Here is a 15,120-nt window from a genome sequence, read left to right as displayed (position 1 = left end):
CATGGCGGGTAATGGTCAATCTAGCTCTGGCGCGGAAGGTGTTAAGCATCGCCATCGTCCGGAGGGACCGGAGAAGCATATTGTTGCCTTTATATTCTCGATCGCGCTTACGCTAATTGCATTTGCTGCAGTGGCCGCCGGCGGTGTAAATAATACGTTTACGATTATTATTTTGCTGGTCATGGCTGTGCTTCAGGTCATTATTCAGATGGCATATTGGATGCATATGAAGGACAAAGGGCATCTGATCCCGCTCATCTTTATGGCATTCGGATTCTTCGTGGCCTTTACGGCCATTATTACCGCCTTATTGTGGATGTGGTGGTAAGTAAGGCAAGAAGGCGGCGAATCTTTCGCCGCCTTTTCGAATTTTCATAAAGACAATCATTACCATTCATCTACGTGGAGCAGGGCAGGAGGAGGAGAAGCATGCTCGGTCTACAATATTTCAGCTTTAATGATCTGTGGAGCCCGCTGTTTTTGGCTTTTATGATAATAATGACTGCACTGTATTTTGTTGTAATTGGTCCGATTGCCGAGAAGGCAAGAGGAAGTGAGAAGGCAACGACACGGCAAAAAGGGATGTTTCTATGCGGGATGTTCATTTTGTATATGGCACAGGGCGGGCCGATCAGCTTGTTTGGCCACACGATGTTTACCTTCCATATGCTCAGCATGGCTTTATCCTATATTGCGGCTCCACCTCTCATTATGAGAGGGATCCCGGCATGGGTCTGGCGCAAAGTGCTGGATTATCGTCCTGTTCGGTGGTTCTCGTTTCTAGGCCATCCGATCGTTGCGGCACTGCTGTTTAATGGACTGTTCTCCTTCTATCACATTCCGGTGATTCATGATTATGTCATGCTTCATTTCACCGTGCACCGGCTGTATTATATCGTCTTATTCATTACTGCCATGCTGATGTGGGGATCACTTGTCCATCCGATACCGGAGCGGGACAGGGGGTCAGGATTACACAAGATCGGCTATATCTTTCTCAACATGGTGCTGCTTACGCCTGCTTGCGGTCTGATCATCTTCGCCTCAGAGTCCATCTATGAGACCTACAGCAATCCCAATGCCTGGGTGGCAGCCATGGGATACTGCGTATCACCTGAGACACAGCTTCGGCTGCAGGGTATCGGCGGCCCTTCGTTCTTCAATTTCCTGTCAACCGCACAGCAGGATCAGCAGGTCGGCGGCATTGTGATGAAGATGATTCAGGAGCTGATATTTGGTGTGATGCTGGCATACGTGTTCTTTCAGTGGTATCGGAAGGAAAGTCAGGAGGATGACGAGAATATTCCCTTACAAGTACCAGGTAGAACTGAAGCATAAAGGTCTATAGGGAAGATTGATTCACTAAAGCATTCAAGGAACGACTACAAGCAGGTGAAGACTCGAGGGGGAAAAGACATGGACTTGGATTTCTTACTGCCAACGCTAAGCACGGCCTTTATAGTGATCAGCGCAGTGCTGGTAGGGATTGGCTGGTATCTCATCGTAAAGGGTAAACGAGAGGCGCATAAGAAGATGATGATTGCCGGAGCTTGGGCAGCGATCCTGTTTTTTATCATCTACTCATCCCGTACCTTTATTGTTGGTAATACCTCCTGGGGTGGGCCTGATGATTTGAAACTGTTCTACCAAGTGTTTTTAATTTTTCATATCATTTTGGCAACCGTGGCTGCCGTATTCGGGATTACAACCCTGGTCTGGGGCTTCAAGGAGAAATATGCGAAGCATCGCAAGCTGGGGAGAGTGACCTCGATGGTATGGTTTTTTACAGCCATTACGGGGGTTGTCGTCTATACGCTTCTCTACGTGATGTATCCGGGCGGTCATACCAAGCCTGTGTGGGAAGTCATTATAGGTACTTAATACGATTCACAAGGTTAAATATTCATAGCTTATAGCATTTATCAGGTTAAACTTTTTGAGAAGATTTAAACTTGTAATATAAAGGCCTGCCAACCACATGAACACGTGGTTGGCAGGCCTTTTCTATAAGCAAAGACAATAGCTTAAAATCAGATAAGGTCCTGTTCCATCAGGCTGTGGGCGATTTGCAGTGAATTCCACGCAGCGCCTTTGAGCAGGTTATCAGAAACGATCCACAGATGGAATGCATTAGGAATATCCGGGTCCTTGCGGATTCGGCCGACGAATACATCAGGGCTGCCTGCTGCAGTTAGCGGCGTGGGGTATAGCTGCTCTGAGGGGTTATCCTGTACGACAACACCAGGTGATTGGGACAGCAGCTCACGAATTTCACTCACGGACGCAGGAGCTGCCAACTCAATGTATACAGATTCGGAATGGCCAGTGACGACAGGAACGCGAACACAGGTTGCAGCCATTTTCAAGAAGGGCAGCTCCATGATTTTTTTCGTTTCATCCATCATCTTCTGCTCTTCGAAGCTATAGTCATTCTCTGTAAATACATCGACCTGGGGCAGGACGTTGAATGCTATCGGATAATGCTTTTTATCTTTTTTGGCAGGCAGCAGGTTAGCTTGAGCGGGTTCTCCTTGAAGAGAGGATTGCGCTTGGGACAGCAGCTCCGTTATGGCCCCGACACCTGAACCCGATACGGCCTGATAGGTGGAGACGATAATACGTTCGAGACCGTAAGTGTGGTGTATAGGTGTAAGAGCAGTGACCATTTGCAGGGCAGAGCAGTTCGGTACGGATACGATGCCTTGGTGGGTCTGCAGCACATGTGGATTGACCTCGGGAACCACTAACGGCACTTCCTTATGCATACGGAATTCACTTGTATTATCTATAACGATCGCCCCGCTTCTCACCGCAATAGGCACGAATTGCCTTGACACTTCGCCACCTGCGCTGAAAAAGGCGATATCTACATCTTCAAAGCTGGACGCTGTCAGCTCTTCACACGGGATTTGTTCATCTCGAAACGAGATGAGTGTGCCTGCAGATCTCCGAGAGGAGAGCAGCTTCAATTGACCGATTGCAAAATGTGTGTCTTGTTCAAGCAGTTCCTTAATTTTAGTTCCGACAGCTCCGGTAGCGCCGACGATTGCCACATGGTACTCTGTTTTTTTCATGGATTAATGGTCCTCCTCACATCTTGAATTCATTCATTGTAATACAGCAGGTGGTATAATGATCATCAGAAGATCCGATAAGGTTGTTCGCAAAGGATGATATAAAGGAGCACCGCCATGGATATCAAGCATGTCAAAACATTTTGTGCTGTAGTGAAGCACGGAGGCTTCTCCAAAGCGGCAGAAGCACTTAGCTATGCGCAATCCACCGTTACGATGCATATTCAGTCCCTGGAGCAGGATTTGAGCTTGCGTCTGTTTGACCGTCTTGGCAAGAAGACGATCCTGACCGAGCCGGGGGAACGATTTCATCAATATGCCATAGAGCTGCTTGCCATCTATGAGAAGGCGAAGGAAATATCCAGAGAGAAGCACGAAGTGACCGGAAGCCTTAGCATTACAGCGAATGAATCGGTTGCTGTATATCTACTGCCTGGGATACTCAAGAAGTTCAGGGAACAGTATCCGAAGGTGAATATTACCATTGAAGCTTCATCTGGTGTTAATGAGCTGCAAAGGCTGAGAGAAGGCGAGACAGACATTGTTTTTCGAATTGGAGAGCAGCTGGAATATGATGAAATGGTGACCATATTGCTTCGTCAGGAGGAATTTGGCTGGATTCTCCCTGAGGGTCACGCAGACCAAAGTTATTATCAATTGCTGCAGCAATATCCCTTTATATATACAGAGCCAGAGTGCAGCTACCGCAAGCTGGTCCATAGGGTGCTCATGCAAAATGGAGCTGCTCCTGAACGCACATTGGAGAGCTCGAGCATCGAGGTGATTAAACAATCGGTTATGGCTCAATTAGGCATAGCTATACTGCCGCATATGGTTGTGAAGGAAGCTGAAGCAAAGGGGCAGCTTATCTATCGGGAGATCCAAATGCCGACAAAGATATACAGCCAGGCTTATTATCATGGAAGCAGGTGGCAGTCACCTGTTCAAAGTGCATTTGTTGATGTGCTGCGGAGGGAGTTTGCTGTGCCTGTGAGAGAGGTATGAATATGATGCCATACACAAAATGTAAAGAATGTGACGCAGAAGGCGGTCACATTCTTTTTTTACAAAAAGAGATTGACTTGGTATGAGTTTAGTTTGTATAGTGTGTATAAAGATATATACAGTAATCACACCTGGAATGGTGAGGGGGATATACAGCATGAGTTCGAAAGTAAGGAAGCAAGCTTGGTGGATGACGAGGCAGGAATTGGGGCGAGATTGGCTTCAATGGATCTGGACTCTGTTGTTCACAGCGTATGCGGCAATTATGTGCGGCGCCTCCATGCATGAAGCACTGAAGGATAAAGGCTATACGTTAATGGGGGATAACTTTTTTCTTATATTTGTTCCATTCTTAGGCTTTTTCTTCTCAAGAAGGTCCTTTCGTTATTTACAGGAAGATTCATATACACAAATGCTTGCTTATATGAGACGGATTCCTGTTCCTGTGGATGCCCTTCTCTTGAATCGTATCATTCAAATGCTGATCACTTTTGTAATTAACGGGATTGCATTCTTCAGCTTGATCTATGTAGCAGCTCTTCGAGGAGAGCAATTTGGACTATCGGGGGTCCTGGCGTTCACAATCATGTGGATTGGGTATGGGCTGTTCATTAACTCGATCTACTTCTACTGGGAATTTAATTGCAGCGGCAAGCGATATTTTGTTCAAACCATGGCTCTGATGCTATTCACTCTGCTCGTATCATTGCTAGCTGCGATGTTCGACCAGAATTTGATTAAAATTACACTTCAGCAAAGTGCTGATTATGGTTTATTATCGCCGATAATGTGGGGGATGCTGCTTATCGCTGCAGCCAGTCTTACGATCAGCTTCAAGTTGACTCGCAGACAATTGTTAATAAGGGATTTGAGTTAAGAGAGCAGGACGGAGACGAACAAATGAGAACAATCGAGAATGAATCTATACAGGCTGAGGGGGTGCGCATCCTGTGAATATACCCATTCAAATTAATGAGAACAGTGCGGAGCCCTTGTACCATCAAATTGAGAGTCAGCTGCGTTCACTAATAATATCCGGTCAGGTTAAGGAGGGAACGCTATTGCCGTCCATTCGTGAATTTGCAGGTAGTCTTAGCTGCAGTGTAATTACGGTACGAAGAGTGTATCAGGATTTGGAGAATGAAGGGCTTCTTCGTACAAAACAAGGCACGGGTACTTTCGTAGCTGAAGTCGGAATGAAGGAGCGAAATGAGTTCAAGCTGACGGCAGTCAAGGATGCGCTTGTTCAGGCAGCCAAGGTTGGCATCTCCGTTGGCAGTACCAAGGAAGAGCTGACCGCATGGTTTAGCGAGGTGCTCCGTGAGGTCTACGATGGTAAGGAGGAGAAGCAGTCATGACAGAAGCTCCCGTAATAACAATGCAAGAGGTATATAAATCCCGAAAAGAGAAAACGATCGGACCCATTAATATGGAGCTGGCTGAGGGCTATATATATGCCCTTGTCGGACATAACGGATCAGGCAAGAGCACGCTGCTGAATATGCTGCAGAAGATTGTCATGCCTGATTCGGGAAGGATTCTCTGGTACGGAAGTGAAGTGGAAGGCGAGCTCCCACCAGAGCTTCGGGAGAAGATCAGTTCGGTAACAGAGAAATCCATTCTGGATGAAGATCATATGACGGCGATGGAAGCGGCTGAATTTCGGGCCTATTGGTATCCCAATTGGAATCAGGGCTTGTTTGAAGAGCTGCTGAGTAAGTTCGAGGTTCCTCTCAAGTCGAAACTGAAGAAGATGTCGAAGGGGGAGCGCAGGAAGTATGAAATCGCAGCAGCGCTGGCAGCACAGCCTAGGCTGCTCATTCTGGATGAACCTTCTTCAGGACTCGATCCCTTCTCTTGGAAGCAGATGATAACAGAACTCCAGCGTTATATGGATCTAGGGAATACGACCGTCATCATTGCAACTCACATCCTTGACGAAATCCGGCGGCTTGCTGACTATATTATCCTCATGCATCGAGGGCACACCCTCGGGATGGTGGAGAAAGATCTGCTTCTAGACAGCTGGAGAGAAATTTGGTACGAGGGCGATATCAAGCCGGCGCATCTGCCGGGGATCGTGGATTGGTCAGAGGAAACCGGGAGTATCCGGCGAATTGTAACAACACATACGAGAGACGTCATGGAGATTCTATCCGAGTCTGGCATAACGCCAGTGAAGGCCCGAATTCTAGAGCTGGATGAGATATTGGCTTATTGGATTGAAGGATACGGTCCGGCAGGCTGGGAGACGAAAAAGGGGGAGAAGATACGATGAATCGATTAGAACTGAGCCAAGTAATGAAGCAGTATGGAGACAAGACGGCGGTTAACGGCGTAACACTTAAAGTAGGCGAAGGAGAAATATACGGCCTGCTTGGCGCCAATGGTGCGGGGAAGACAACAACGATGCGCATGGTGCTGGGGCTAATCTACCCGGACGGCGGAGAGATTTTGTACAACGGGAAAAAATACAGTCCTGAATTGCAGCATATGATGGGTTATCTGCCCGAAGAGCGCGGAATGTATCCAAAGGTCAAGGTCAGTGAGCAGATTAACTATCTGGGCAGGCTGCGCGGTATGAATGCGAAGGACGCGGATCAGAGCCTGCGATACTGGCTGGAGCGGTTCGAAGTCCCCGAGTACTACGATAAACGGATCGAAGAGCTGTCCAAGGGGAATCAGCAGAAGATGGGCTTTATCGCTGCTGTCGTGCATAATCCGCAAATATTGATCCTCGATGAAGCGTTCAGTGGACTCGATCCGGTTAACGTTGAGCTGCTCAAAGCGACGGTCAAGGAGCTTCGAGATCAAGGCACCTCGATTCTGTTCTCAACTCACCGGATGGAGCATGTGGAGGAGCTGTGTAAGAATATAACGATTCTCCATCGTTCGAATACGGTCGTGCAGGGGAATATACAGGAGGTCAAATCACGGTATCCGCGCGAGCATGTACGTCTTGTAACAACCGATAGATTGAATGGACTTGAGAAGATTGCAGGTGTCACTCGTGTAGAAGCGATGGATAAAGGATATCTGATCACAATCTCTTCTCTGGATGCGGCTCAGCTGATTCTGCAAAAAGCACTCCAGGAATCGACGGTCGAGCATTTTGAGATCAAAGAACCTACGCTTAACCAAATCTTTATCAAGGAGGTAGGAACCGGACATGAATAAACTCGGGACGATTATTGGTTTTACTTACAAGCAGAAGGCCAAGACGAAGGCATTCAAAATAACGACATTGGTTCTGGCTATACTGATGACCATCGGCATGAATATTCCTTATGTAATCGATATGTTTGCAGGCAATGACGGAGAGAGTGGTGGTAATGCTCCCGCCGATATCCCGGCTATTGGGCTTGTTGTAGGTGAGCAGCAGGAGTCCGCTCAGGCGCTTGAGGAGTTTGTAGCAAGTCAGCAGGTTCCGGCTCTCCGCTTCATATCCTATGAGCAAGCGGATGCACCAGAGCTGAAGACGGACCTGGCAGATGAAGTGATCGAGGGATACGTTGAGCTGCATGCTGCAGGAGACGGTACAGAACCAATGGCTACCTATTATGCAGAGGATGCGAATCCGTCCCCGGCAGTAATGACAACTATTCAAACCGGACTGCAAAATGCAAAGACCAAATCGATCGTACAAGATGCGCTTAGTCCTGAGCAGATTGAGGCGATCAGCGTACCGGCTGTCGTTGATGTTCAGGAGGTAAGCGTGGAACAGGATGCTGCTGGTGCGGGAGCAGATGCAGAGAGTGCAGCTGTTGATTATGTTTTTGTGTATGTTCTTATGATTTTGTTCTTCTTCTCCATTATTATGACCGGGAATATGATTGCATCTGAAATTACGGCAGAGAAGAGCTCGCGGATTATGGAAATTCTCATTACGAGCGTATCGCCGCTGACTCAAATGTTTGGCAAGATCATCGGGATCTTCCTGCTCAGCCTGACGCAGATCGGAATCTTTGGGCTTGTGATCTTCGGAAACCTGATGCTGCCGCACAATATCGAGCTGCTTCGCAGTATTGATATCGACTTGTCTACTATGAATTTGGATGTACTGATCTATGGATTCTTATTCTATATCCTGGGCTTCTTCCTGTATGCTGTTCTGTTCGCGGCCATTGGTTCCATTGTCAGCCGTACCGAAGAGCTGGGTCAGGCGCTGACTCCAATGACGATGCTGTCCTTAGTTGCTTTTTATATCGGAATCTTCAGCCTTAGTACGCCGAACAGCCTGCTCGTGCAAATCTCAAGCTTCGTTCCGTTTACTTCTCCAACGGTGATGATTCTTCGTATCGGTATGGGTGAAATTGCGGTATGGGAAATTTGGGTGTCGCTCATCCTGTTGGTTGCGTCGATTCTGGTGTTCGGCTGGTTGTCGGCTAAGATCTATCGCACAGGGGTGCTGATGTATGGCAAACGCCCAAGCATCAAGGAGCTTAGAAAAGCGATGAAGGCATATAAGATTTAACAGGATTAAAAGGTATTTATATTTATTTATTTATTAATTAATTTCAAACTAGAAAAGGATGATGGCAAGTTGGAACAATTTTTGCAACAGCTGCAAGATTCGAGTCCGATATTACAATTCCTGGGGGTTATGCTCGTAGGAATGATCCCCTTTCTCGAAGGATACTTTGCAGTACCTGTAGGGATTGCGCTCGGGTTCCCTGCAGTGATGACGATCGTAGCGGCAATCGTCGGAAACTGGATCTCGGTTATGGTTGTTATCCTGGCTAGTGATCGCGTAAGGCAGTGGCTGCAGAGAAGAAAATCGTCCGAACGTAAACAAGAAAAACAAAATAAACGTCTAGAACGCGGGCAGAATCTATTCCAAAAGTACGGTGTTCCCGGAGTGTCGCTACTAGGTCCTTTGTTGATTGGAGACCATATTGCGGCTTTAGTCTGTATCGCATCGGGTGCATCGAAACGATATGTGATGATTTGGCAGACGATTGCCATAGTCGTATGGGCTGTCGGAATGGGGATACTGGTGCTGTTAGGAATAAATGTTATAAAGTAATTCTAAGGAAATAAAAGAGAACCCTTGATTCATTGCAAGCATGGATGTATCGAGGGTTATGTATTTAGATATTATTTGACGGATTGTAATATGAAGTGCGACACCTATTTCAAAAAAATATAAAAATGGCCCACGGACTGATTCGTCTAGAATAAAGTCACCACAACCACATTCCCACAGGAGAATCAGTCTGTCGTGATGGCACTAAAGAGGGGGGCTCGGAGCAAGCTCCTGACAGTTATGCGGAGTTATTCTAACCGCAGCATTACTCTCGCAGTGATGTGATACGAGACTCGAAAGGATGCATTTCTGCAGTTTTTTGATGTGTAGAAATTTTCTCATCCGATTTAAACATGCTGATCATACCTCAAAGGAGATTCAAAGGTGGTTCAAATTGTTTGCGTTGTAGGCTGTGCTTATGCAAAAAAAGGAACTGCCAGAGCGGAGAGCTCCAGCGGTTCCTTTCTCATTTCACAATTCATCTGCTAACGCCAATATTGCCGATATTGTCCCGGCGTAATACCTTCCCGGTTTTTGAATTTCCTCATGAAATTCGGCGTATCCTGGTAGCCTACCTCCGCAATTACCTCTCGAAGCGGCTTAAATAAGATGAAGACATTTCGAATTCGCGCATTCCTCTCATTTTATGATTACTGGCCATTATAAGCTTAGAAATTTCAATGAGACGTTCATATAGATGATTTCACAAGAAATGAGAATAAGGCGCATATTTTGGGAAGAATTCCGGTCCATTCTCCAATAGACTCGAAGTAGAGGGAAATACACTATTGGAGGTAATAAGATGGCCGGATGGGTTGGACTAAAAGATTTATTGATCGCGGAAGTGAAGCAGCGCAGCGATGAGACATGCTTGGTGGATGGATTTTTAGAGCGAATTGAAGCTTCCGGCGACAACCAAACGGAGTTAATGGACATTTATGCGGAACTATGCGCTTTGGAGCCTCAGCAACCCAATCAAGACGAGCCTGATGAACTGGAGGAAATCCGGCGGCTTCGTCCGAACGGTCCCCGTCAACTGGACAAAGAGCTGACCCATGAGCAATGGTCGGACAAGTTCTATGGCGCATGGCTTGGCAGAGCCATTGGCTGCGCGCTGGGAAAACCGCTGGAATGGCCCAATTTCATGGCAGGATCGCATGGCAGAGCGGGTTGGGAGAACGTGCATTTATGGTTCAAGGGAGCAGATGCATATCCGATTAACGGTTATACTCCCGGGCACTCCACGGCAAAGGATGAATACGGGATCGAGCTTGCTTCGTGGGGGTCCGCAAGCACAAGAGAACGTATTTCCTATATGGAGACAGATGATGATATTCGTTACACCGTGCTTGGTTTAATCATGCTGGAAAGAAAAGGACTTGATTGGGATTCATGGGATATTGGCAAGCTCTGGCATGAAGTTTTGTCCTATAATCAAGTCTGTACGGCCGAAACGCAGTCCTATCTGAACTTTGCCCAAGTCACGTATCATTATGGGGAACAAGGCAAGCCGGCGGATTGGAAGCAGAAGAAAGAATGGGTGCGTACGTATTTGAATCCTTACCGCGAGTTTATTGGCGCACAGATTCGTGCAGACGGTTTCGCTTACGGGGCAGCAGGCCAACCGGAGTTAGCGGCCGATTTCGCTTGGCGGGACGCCTCCTTCTCACATGTTCGTAACGGTATTTATGGTGAGATGTTCGTAGCGTCTATGATTGCGGCTGCATTCCTGGAATCGGATCCGGTAAAAATCGTAGAGATTGGACTAAGCGAAATCCCTGCAAACTGCCGTCTGGCCCATGATATTCAGCAAGCTGTAGAAATTGCGCAAAGTACAGAAGACCAGCTCGCCTTAGTTGAGAAGATCTGGGATGCCTTTAATCATTATGATCCTGTGCATACCAATAATAATGCCGCGCTGGTAGCTGCCTCTCTGGTATTTGCAAAGGGTGATTTCAATAAGGCGATAACGACATCGGTATTAGGCGGGTGGGATACGGATTGCAATGGAGCGACGGTAGGTTCAATTATGGGAGCCTCGCTTGGGGCCAAGTCATTGCCAAGCCACTGGGTAGAACCTCTCCATGACACCCTATATTCGGCTGTTATCGGCTTTCACCCGATTGCCATATCGGAGTGTGCTCGAAGAAGTCACGAAGTCTATTTGAAATTGAAGGAGCAGCAGAGAGCAAAAAATTAACGCTACGGCGTCTGAATGAGGATGTATCCTTCCTCGTTCAGGCGCTTTTCGATTACAATGGAAGGAAAGTGGAATATGGTCTAAGGAAGGTATTGCTTATGATTCTGCACATTACATACGAAGATAATGAACTTCCGATTAATATTTTCAAATGGACGCCAAGCTTTGAGCTGGAGACTCAGCATCATCATCAAAGCTTCGAGATGGGTTTGTGTCTGTCCGGGAGCGGGCGTTTCTATTTTGGCGATACGGTCTACCCCGTAGTCCCGGGCGATATTTTCATTGTGAACATACTGGAAAATCATATAGCGCAATCGGATGAAGGCTTTCCTTGTGAGTTCCTATTCTTTAACTTTGATGCGGGGCTGCTTGCCAAAGAAGAGCCTGAGCTCATGGTACCCTTTCGTTATTACCCGTTTCATTTTCAAAATCGGCTGCACGGCAACACCGACGTTATGGAACGTCTGCGGTCGATGATTAAACAGATTTATGTCGAGAAAAAGCAGCGTGCTCCAGGTTATCGGACGGCGGTCAAAAGCTTGCTGATGTCGATATGCGTGGAGCTTCTTCGCATGTCCAAAGAAGAGATCAGCAATACGACATGGCTGGATGGCATGAGAAATTACGAGCATATCAGACCGGTACTGGAGTATATGGATCAGCATTACCAGAAAGAAATCAACTTGTCTCAATTGGCTTCAATATTTCATATAAGCCAGTCTCATTTATCCCGATTAATCTCGGAGGCAACGGGGAGAAAGTTCAAAAGCTATATGTCCACGCTTCGAATACAACATGCCAAACGATTATTAGCAACGACCGTTATGCCGGTTACCGAGATATGCTATGATTGCGGATTTCAAAGTATGGCCACCTTTTATCGCAATTTTAAACATTTCGTGGATATGTCTCCCGAAGATTATCGACGCATAATGCTAACTAAGTTCTGAAGGTTAGAACAGACAAACAGGCGCAGAAGCATGCTTCTGCGCCTGTTTGTTATCCTTTATAATCATCTGCCTGTCGAGCGAATAAGTATAGTACCCTGCCAAACTCCGGCTGGCAGTGCAATATCAATCGTACCTGGATGCAAACTCCGCAGCTCCAGTGAAACCCCTTCGTCCGTGCAGGCTTCATAATCAAGATCCTCATTCAGTACAACAAGAAGACGCGAGCGGTTCGCATTGTGCTTTTGAAGCGTGATAGCAGCAGAACGATATCCTTCAGCAAACTGGATCGCTTTATTCCATATATCGAAACCGCCGGTAATCGTTCCAGGTGTGTAGAGGGAGGTGAACCAGTGTACTACCGGACTGGATAAGCCACTGAAATGGTGCCAGCCTGCACCTGTCCCAGTCTCGATTATAAAGTGCTCCGCTGTGTTATTAGTAAGCTCCACATTGCTCTTCCACGTGTTAAGGGCGGTGCGTGCGACCTGTTCGGCCAGCTCGCTGTAGCCAGAGTTTAATAAGGATTTCCAGATGAACCACTGGTGAGGCATCCAGACACAGCCATTCCAATACCCGTTAGGGTTGTAATAAGCGGCGCTCTGGTCTACAGTAGAGATTCCAACGCTGCTCCAGAGCCGTTCGGAAGATGTAAGATGCCCGATGATCCGGCGCTCTTGCTCCTCTGTTACGACGCCTGCAACCAGGGGCTGGATGCCGTCCAAGCCCATATTGAAGTTCTGGCCGCTTGAATGTCTGAGTATACCTGTCGGCTGACCGTTCTCATTGTGATGTACGTAGCCGAAGTAGCCCGACTCCTCGTCCCATGATTGTTGATGGAGCAGTGCTGTCCACTCCGTAATATCCCCGGTATATAAGTCGATATCTTCATCCAGACCTCCCAGTTCAATGGCACACATCCGGAGGAGCTTGGCAATTCGTATAGCATGGGATGTGCTGACGACAGGGGCTGTGCGGTCTGCAAGCCGGGCCTCGTGGGTATGCTCCTGGGCGGGGTAGTCATCCCAACCGCCGGAGTTATAGAAGTAATCGAAGGGTCGAAGCAGCCCGGAGGGGAGTCTCATAGTGGATCCTATGGAATGACCGGCGTAGTAGTGATAATACTGACGCAGTCGCGGATAGAAGAATGCAAGCAGCTCCCTGGATAAAGTCCGATTCCATATCTCCTGGAACTGATAATGTTGCACAGGCAGGATCGTACCATGGTGCAGGAAGGCAGAATGGCGATCTCCGGGATCGGTAACGTAGGTGTTTAGCACATCGATGGACCGTTCGAGCGAGAAGGAGCTCATGCCAATGCCGATAAAGCCTGAATCCCATGTATATAAGGAATCCCAGAAGTGCCCGGGCGTAAAGTGGCGGATATAGTTACCCCTCACATAGACTGGATAAACTACATTCTGCATGATGGTGGCTACCATAAGTTGCTGGCTCTGCACGTATTCTGAACCTGCCGAATTATGCGGAAGACAGACCGCCGTATCTCGTTGAGTCAGGTATATCCTTTCGCATGCTTCCCGGTCCCCGGGGAAGGCATTCAATTGCTGCAGGACCTCTTCTTGCGTACCGCTGCAGACCAAGGCATAAACGGTACGAGATCCTTGAGGCTCCACTTGGACCGGATGGATGTAGATTTCCGTATAATGTCCGAGACGGTTCCCGACAAAGGTCGAGGTGGAGTTTCTTCTGCTGTGAATGCGAATGAACTCATCCAAAGGTTCATTCAGGATCTCGCGCAGATGTGCTTTCCCACCCAGCCACTTGATTCCATAGATTTGTTCCGTATGCTCATACTTCAGCAAAACGCTGTGTTCATCCGGCCCTGGCAGCTGATCGGGAACAAGATTCCATTCTGTCTCCTTAAAATACACCTGATCCGCGGCTTGCAGCTCCACAACTGCAAAACCGTCAAGCAGGAGGCGGCCGCCTTCCTTCGCTACAATATGCAGATCATAGACACCCTCTGGCGATTCTCCCCACAATAGCGGAACCAGCAGGAATTCTTCACCGCCGTTAACTTCGATCGTTTGATGATGCTGCAAGCCACATTCATTCCTGATGCACAGCTGCAGGCAAGAACGGCTGTCGATCCCAAGACGGCAGCGAATGAGTAAAGTCGTCTCCTTCATCGCAGCAGGCAAAGTGAAACGATACGTTAAGGCATCATCAGCCTGATAACCGATGAATACTCCGGAGCCTCTGACGAAGCCATGTTCTAGGGCTTCTCCCCGTTTGCCCCCACCTGAAACTAAGCCTTGATTCATCCGTTCCTCTCCAATATGAATGTATGTATAATCCTGCGCATCCACCCACAAGGCCCCATCTGGCAGCTTCACCTCGGCAGGCCGCAATAGGTCATAACCATAAAGCTTGTTGCTCCGGTTGTAGGGATGCAGAGAGGCCATGAGATGAAGGGTCAAGCTTTGAAGCAGATCGGTGCAGTTGACAAACTCACATCGAATTAGGCGGGCTGATTCAGATATCTTCGAGAAGGAGATATCCCCATAGATCAGATTGTTCTCGAGGATTACATGCCGATGGCTGTAGTAGGAATAGTCAGGTGCAGATGCGGTGGGATGGTAGCCGCATTCGTACATGGCATTGGGCAGACAGATCTTACGGCGGTAGATACCCGGTACTGCAGTAAGATCGAAGCGGAGCCCTTTCTCCTGGTCGGCTATATGTGAAATTCCTGCATAATTTTTGGAGTATGGTCCCCAATCCGGCAATCTCGGATCGTAGCAGTTGACTATTGGTTTCATGCAATCATGCTCCCTTCCATATCAATACCCCCTCAGTGTACTGCAAGGGGGGAGGAAGCACGATTCCTAAAGCTGTCCTAAATCG

General features: G+C 47.7%; 15 protein-coding genes. 12 read left to right on the top strand and 3 right to left on the bottom strand.

The genetic code is table 11. From position 1 onward, the window contains the following. Nucleotide 1: 1 nt before the first annotated feature. From BLW49_RS16830 to BLW49_RS16820, 3 genes are all read left to right on the top strand, one after another. Nucleotides 2-328: a cytochrome C oxidase subunit IV family protein gene (locus tag BLW49_RS16830; protein WP_047911494.1), complete on the top strand. Its 327-nt coding sequence runs from the start codon at nucleotides 2-4 to the stop codon at nucleotides 326-328. Between the two features lie 101 nt (nucleotides 329-429). Further along, nucleotides 430-1,338 carry a cytochrome c oxidase assembly factor CtaG gene (ctaG, locus tag BLW49_RS16825; RefSeq protein WP_090725691.1) on the top strand — a complete coding sequence of 303 codons (909 nt, stop codon included), beginning with the start codon at nucleotides 430-432 and terminating at the stop codon, nucleotides 1,336-1,338. 78 nt (nucleotides 1,339-1,416) lie between these two features. Beyond that, entirely contained in the window at nucleotides 1,417-1,881 is a 465-nt protein-coding gene (locus tag BLW49_RS16820; RefSeq protein WP_090725690.1) for a DUF420 domain-containing protein, read from the top strand. 149 nt (nucleotides 1,882-2,030) lie between these two features. Here the strand turns inward: BLW49_RS16820 and BLW49_RS16815 are convergent, their stop codons facing one another. After that, the gene (locus BLW49_RS16815) at nucleotides 2,031-3,074 is read right to left on the bottom strand and encodes an aspartate-semialdehyde dehydrogenase (protein ID WP_090725689.1); all 1,044 of its coding nucleotides are present in this window, start codon (nucleotides 3,072-3,074) and stop codon (nucleotides 2,031-2,033) included. A 117-nt stretch (nucleotides 3,075-3,191) separates the two neighbouring features. On the opposite strand from BLW49_RS16815, the gene BLW49_RS16810 reads away from it, so the two are divergent. From BLW49_RS16810 to BLW49_RS16780, 7 genes are all read left to right on the top strand, one after another. Continuing rightward, on the top strand, nucleotides 3,192-4,079 hold the full coding sequence (locus tag BLW49_RS16810; RefSeq protein ID WP_090725687.1) for a LysR family transcriptional regulator: 888 nt from the start codon (nucleotides 3,192-3,194) through the stop codon (nucleotides 4,077-4,079). A gap of 157 nt (nucleotides 4,080-4,236) precedes the next feature. Beyond that, on the top strand, nucleotides 4,237-4,956 hold the full coding sequence (locus BLW49_RS16805) for an ABC-2 transporter permease (RefSeq protein ID WP_076314767.1): 720 nt from the start codon (nucleotides 4,237-4,239) through the stop codon (nucleotides 4,954-4,956). Nucleotides 4,957-5,029: 73 nt separating this feature from the next. Then, nucleotides 5,030-5,437, top strand: a complete 408-nt coding sequence (locus BLW49_RS16800) for a GntR family transcriptional regulator (RefSeq protein ID WP_090725686.1) — start codon at nucleotides 5,030-5,032, stop codon at nucleotides 5,435-5,437. Beyond that, nucleotides 5,434-6,357 (top strand): ATP-binding cassette domain-containing protein, encoded by a 924-nt coding sequence (locus tag BLW49_RS16795; protein WP_090725685.1) that lies wholly within the window; start codon nucleotides 5,434-5,436, stop codon nucleotides 6,355-6,357. The genes BLW49_RS16800 and BLW49_RS16795 overlap by 4 nt, the downstream gene beginning before the upstream one ends. Then, the gene (locus BLW49_RS16790) at nucleotides 6,354-7,256 is read left to right on the top strand and encodes an ABC transporter ATP-binding protein (RefSeq protein WP_076314764.1); all 903 of its coding nucleotides are present in this window, start codon (nucleotides 6,354-6,356) and stop codon (nucleotides 7,254-7,256) included. The genes BLW49_RS16795 and BLW49_RS16790 overlap by 4 nt, the downstream gene beginning before the upstream one ends. Next, nucleotides 7,249-8,553: an ABC transporter permease gene (locus BLW49_RS16785; protein WP_090725684.1), complete on the top strand. Its 1,305-nt coding sequence runs from the start codon at nucleotides 7,249-7,251 to the stop codon at nucleotides 8,551-8,553. Before BLW49_RS16790 ends, BLW49_RS16785 begins: the two co-directional genes overlap by 8 nt. 69 nt (nucleotides 8,554-8,622) lie before the next feature. Next, a complete protein-coding gene (locus BLW49_RS16780) occupies nucleotides 8,623-9,105 on the top strand; it encodes a small multi-drug export protein (RefSeq protein WP_090725682.1) in 483 nt (160 codons plus the stop codon). 485 nt (nucleotides 9,106-9,590) lie between these two features. Here BLW49_RS16780 and BLW49_RS16775 read toward each other — a convergent pair whose 3' ends face one another. Beyond that, complete coding sequence (locus BLW49_RS16775) at nucleotides 9,591-9,689, bottom strand: AraC family transcriptional regulator (protein WP_371264577.1); 99 nt, start codon at nucleotides 9,687-9,689, stop codon at nucleotides 9,591-9,593. Between the two features lie 218 nt (nucleotides 9,690-9,907). Between BLW49_RS16775 and BLW49_RS16770 the strand changes: the two genes are divergently transcribed. Both BLW49_RS16770 and BLW49_RS16765 read left to right on the top strand, forming a co-directional pair. Continuing rightward, entirely contained in the window at nucleotides 9,908-11,305 is a 1,398-nt protein-coding gene (locus BLW49_RS16770; protein WP_090725681.1) for an ADP-ribosylglycohydrolase family protein, read from the top strand. Between the two features lie 98 nt (nucleotides 11,306-11,403). After that, nucleotides 11,404-12,255, top strand: a complete 852-nt coding sequence (locus tag BLW49_RS16765) for an AraC family transcriptional regulator (protein WP_076314946.1) — start codon at nucleotides 11,404-11,406, stop codon at nucleotides 12,253-12,255. 62 nt (nucleotides 12,256-12,317) lie between these two features. Here the strand turns inward: BLW49_RS16765 and BLW49_RS16760 are convergent, their stop codons facing one another. Then, nucleotides 12,318-15,035, bottom strand: coding sequence for an MGH1-like glycoside hydrolase domain-containing protein (locus BLW49_RS16760; protein WP_090725679.1), 2,718 nt, complete (start codon nucleotides 15,033-15,035; stop codon nucleotides 12,318-12,320). Between the last annotated feature and the right edge of the window lie 85 nt (nucleotides 15,036-15,120).

It is taken from the genome of Paenibacillus sp. PDC88 (assembly GCF_900106725.1).
Lineage (GTDB): Bacteria > Bacillota > Bacilli > Paenibacillales > Paenibacillaceae > Paenibacillus > Paenibacillus shunpengii.
Note: the sequence above shows the minus strand (reverse complement) of the source record. Positions and strands in the feature narration are given on the sequence as shown.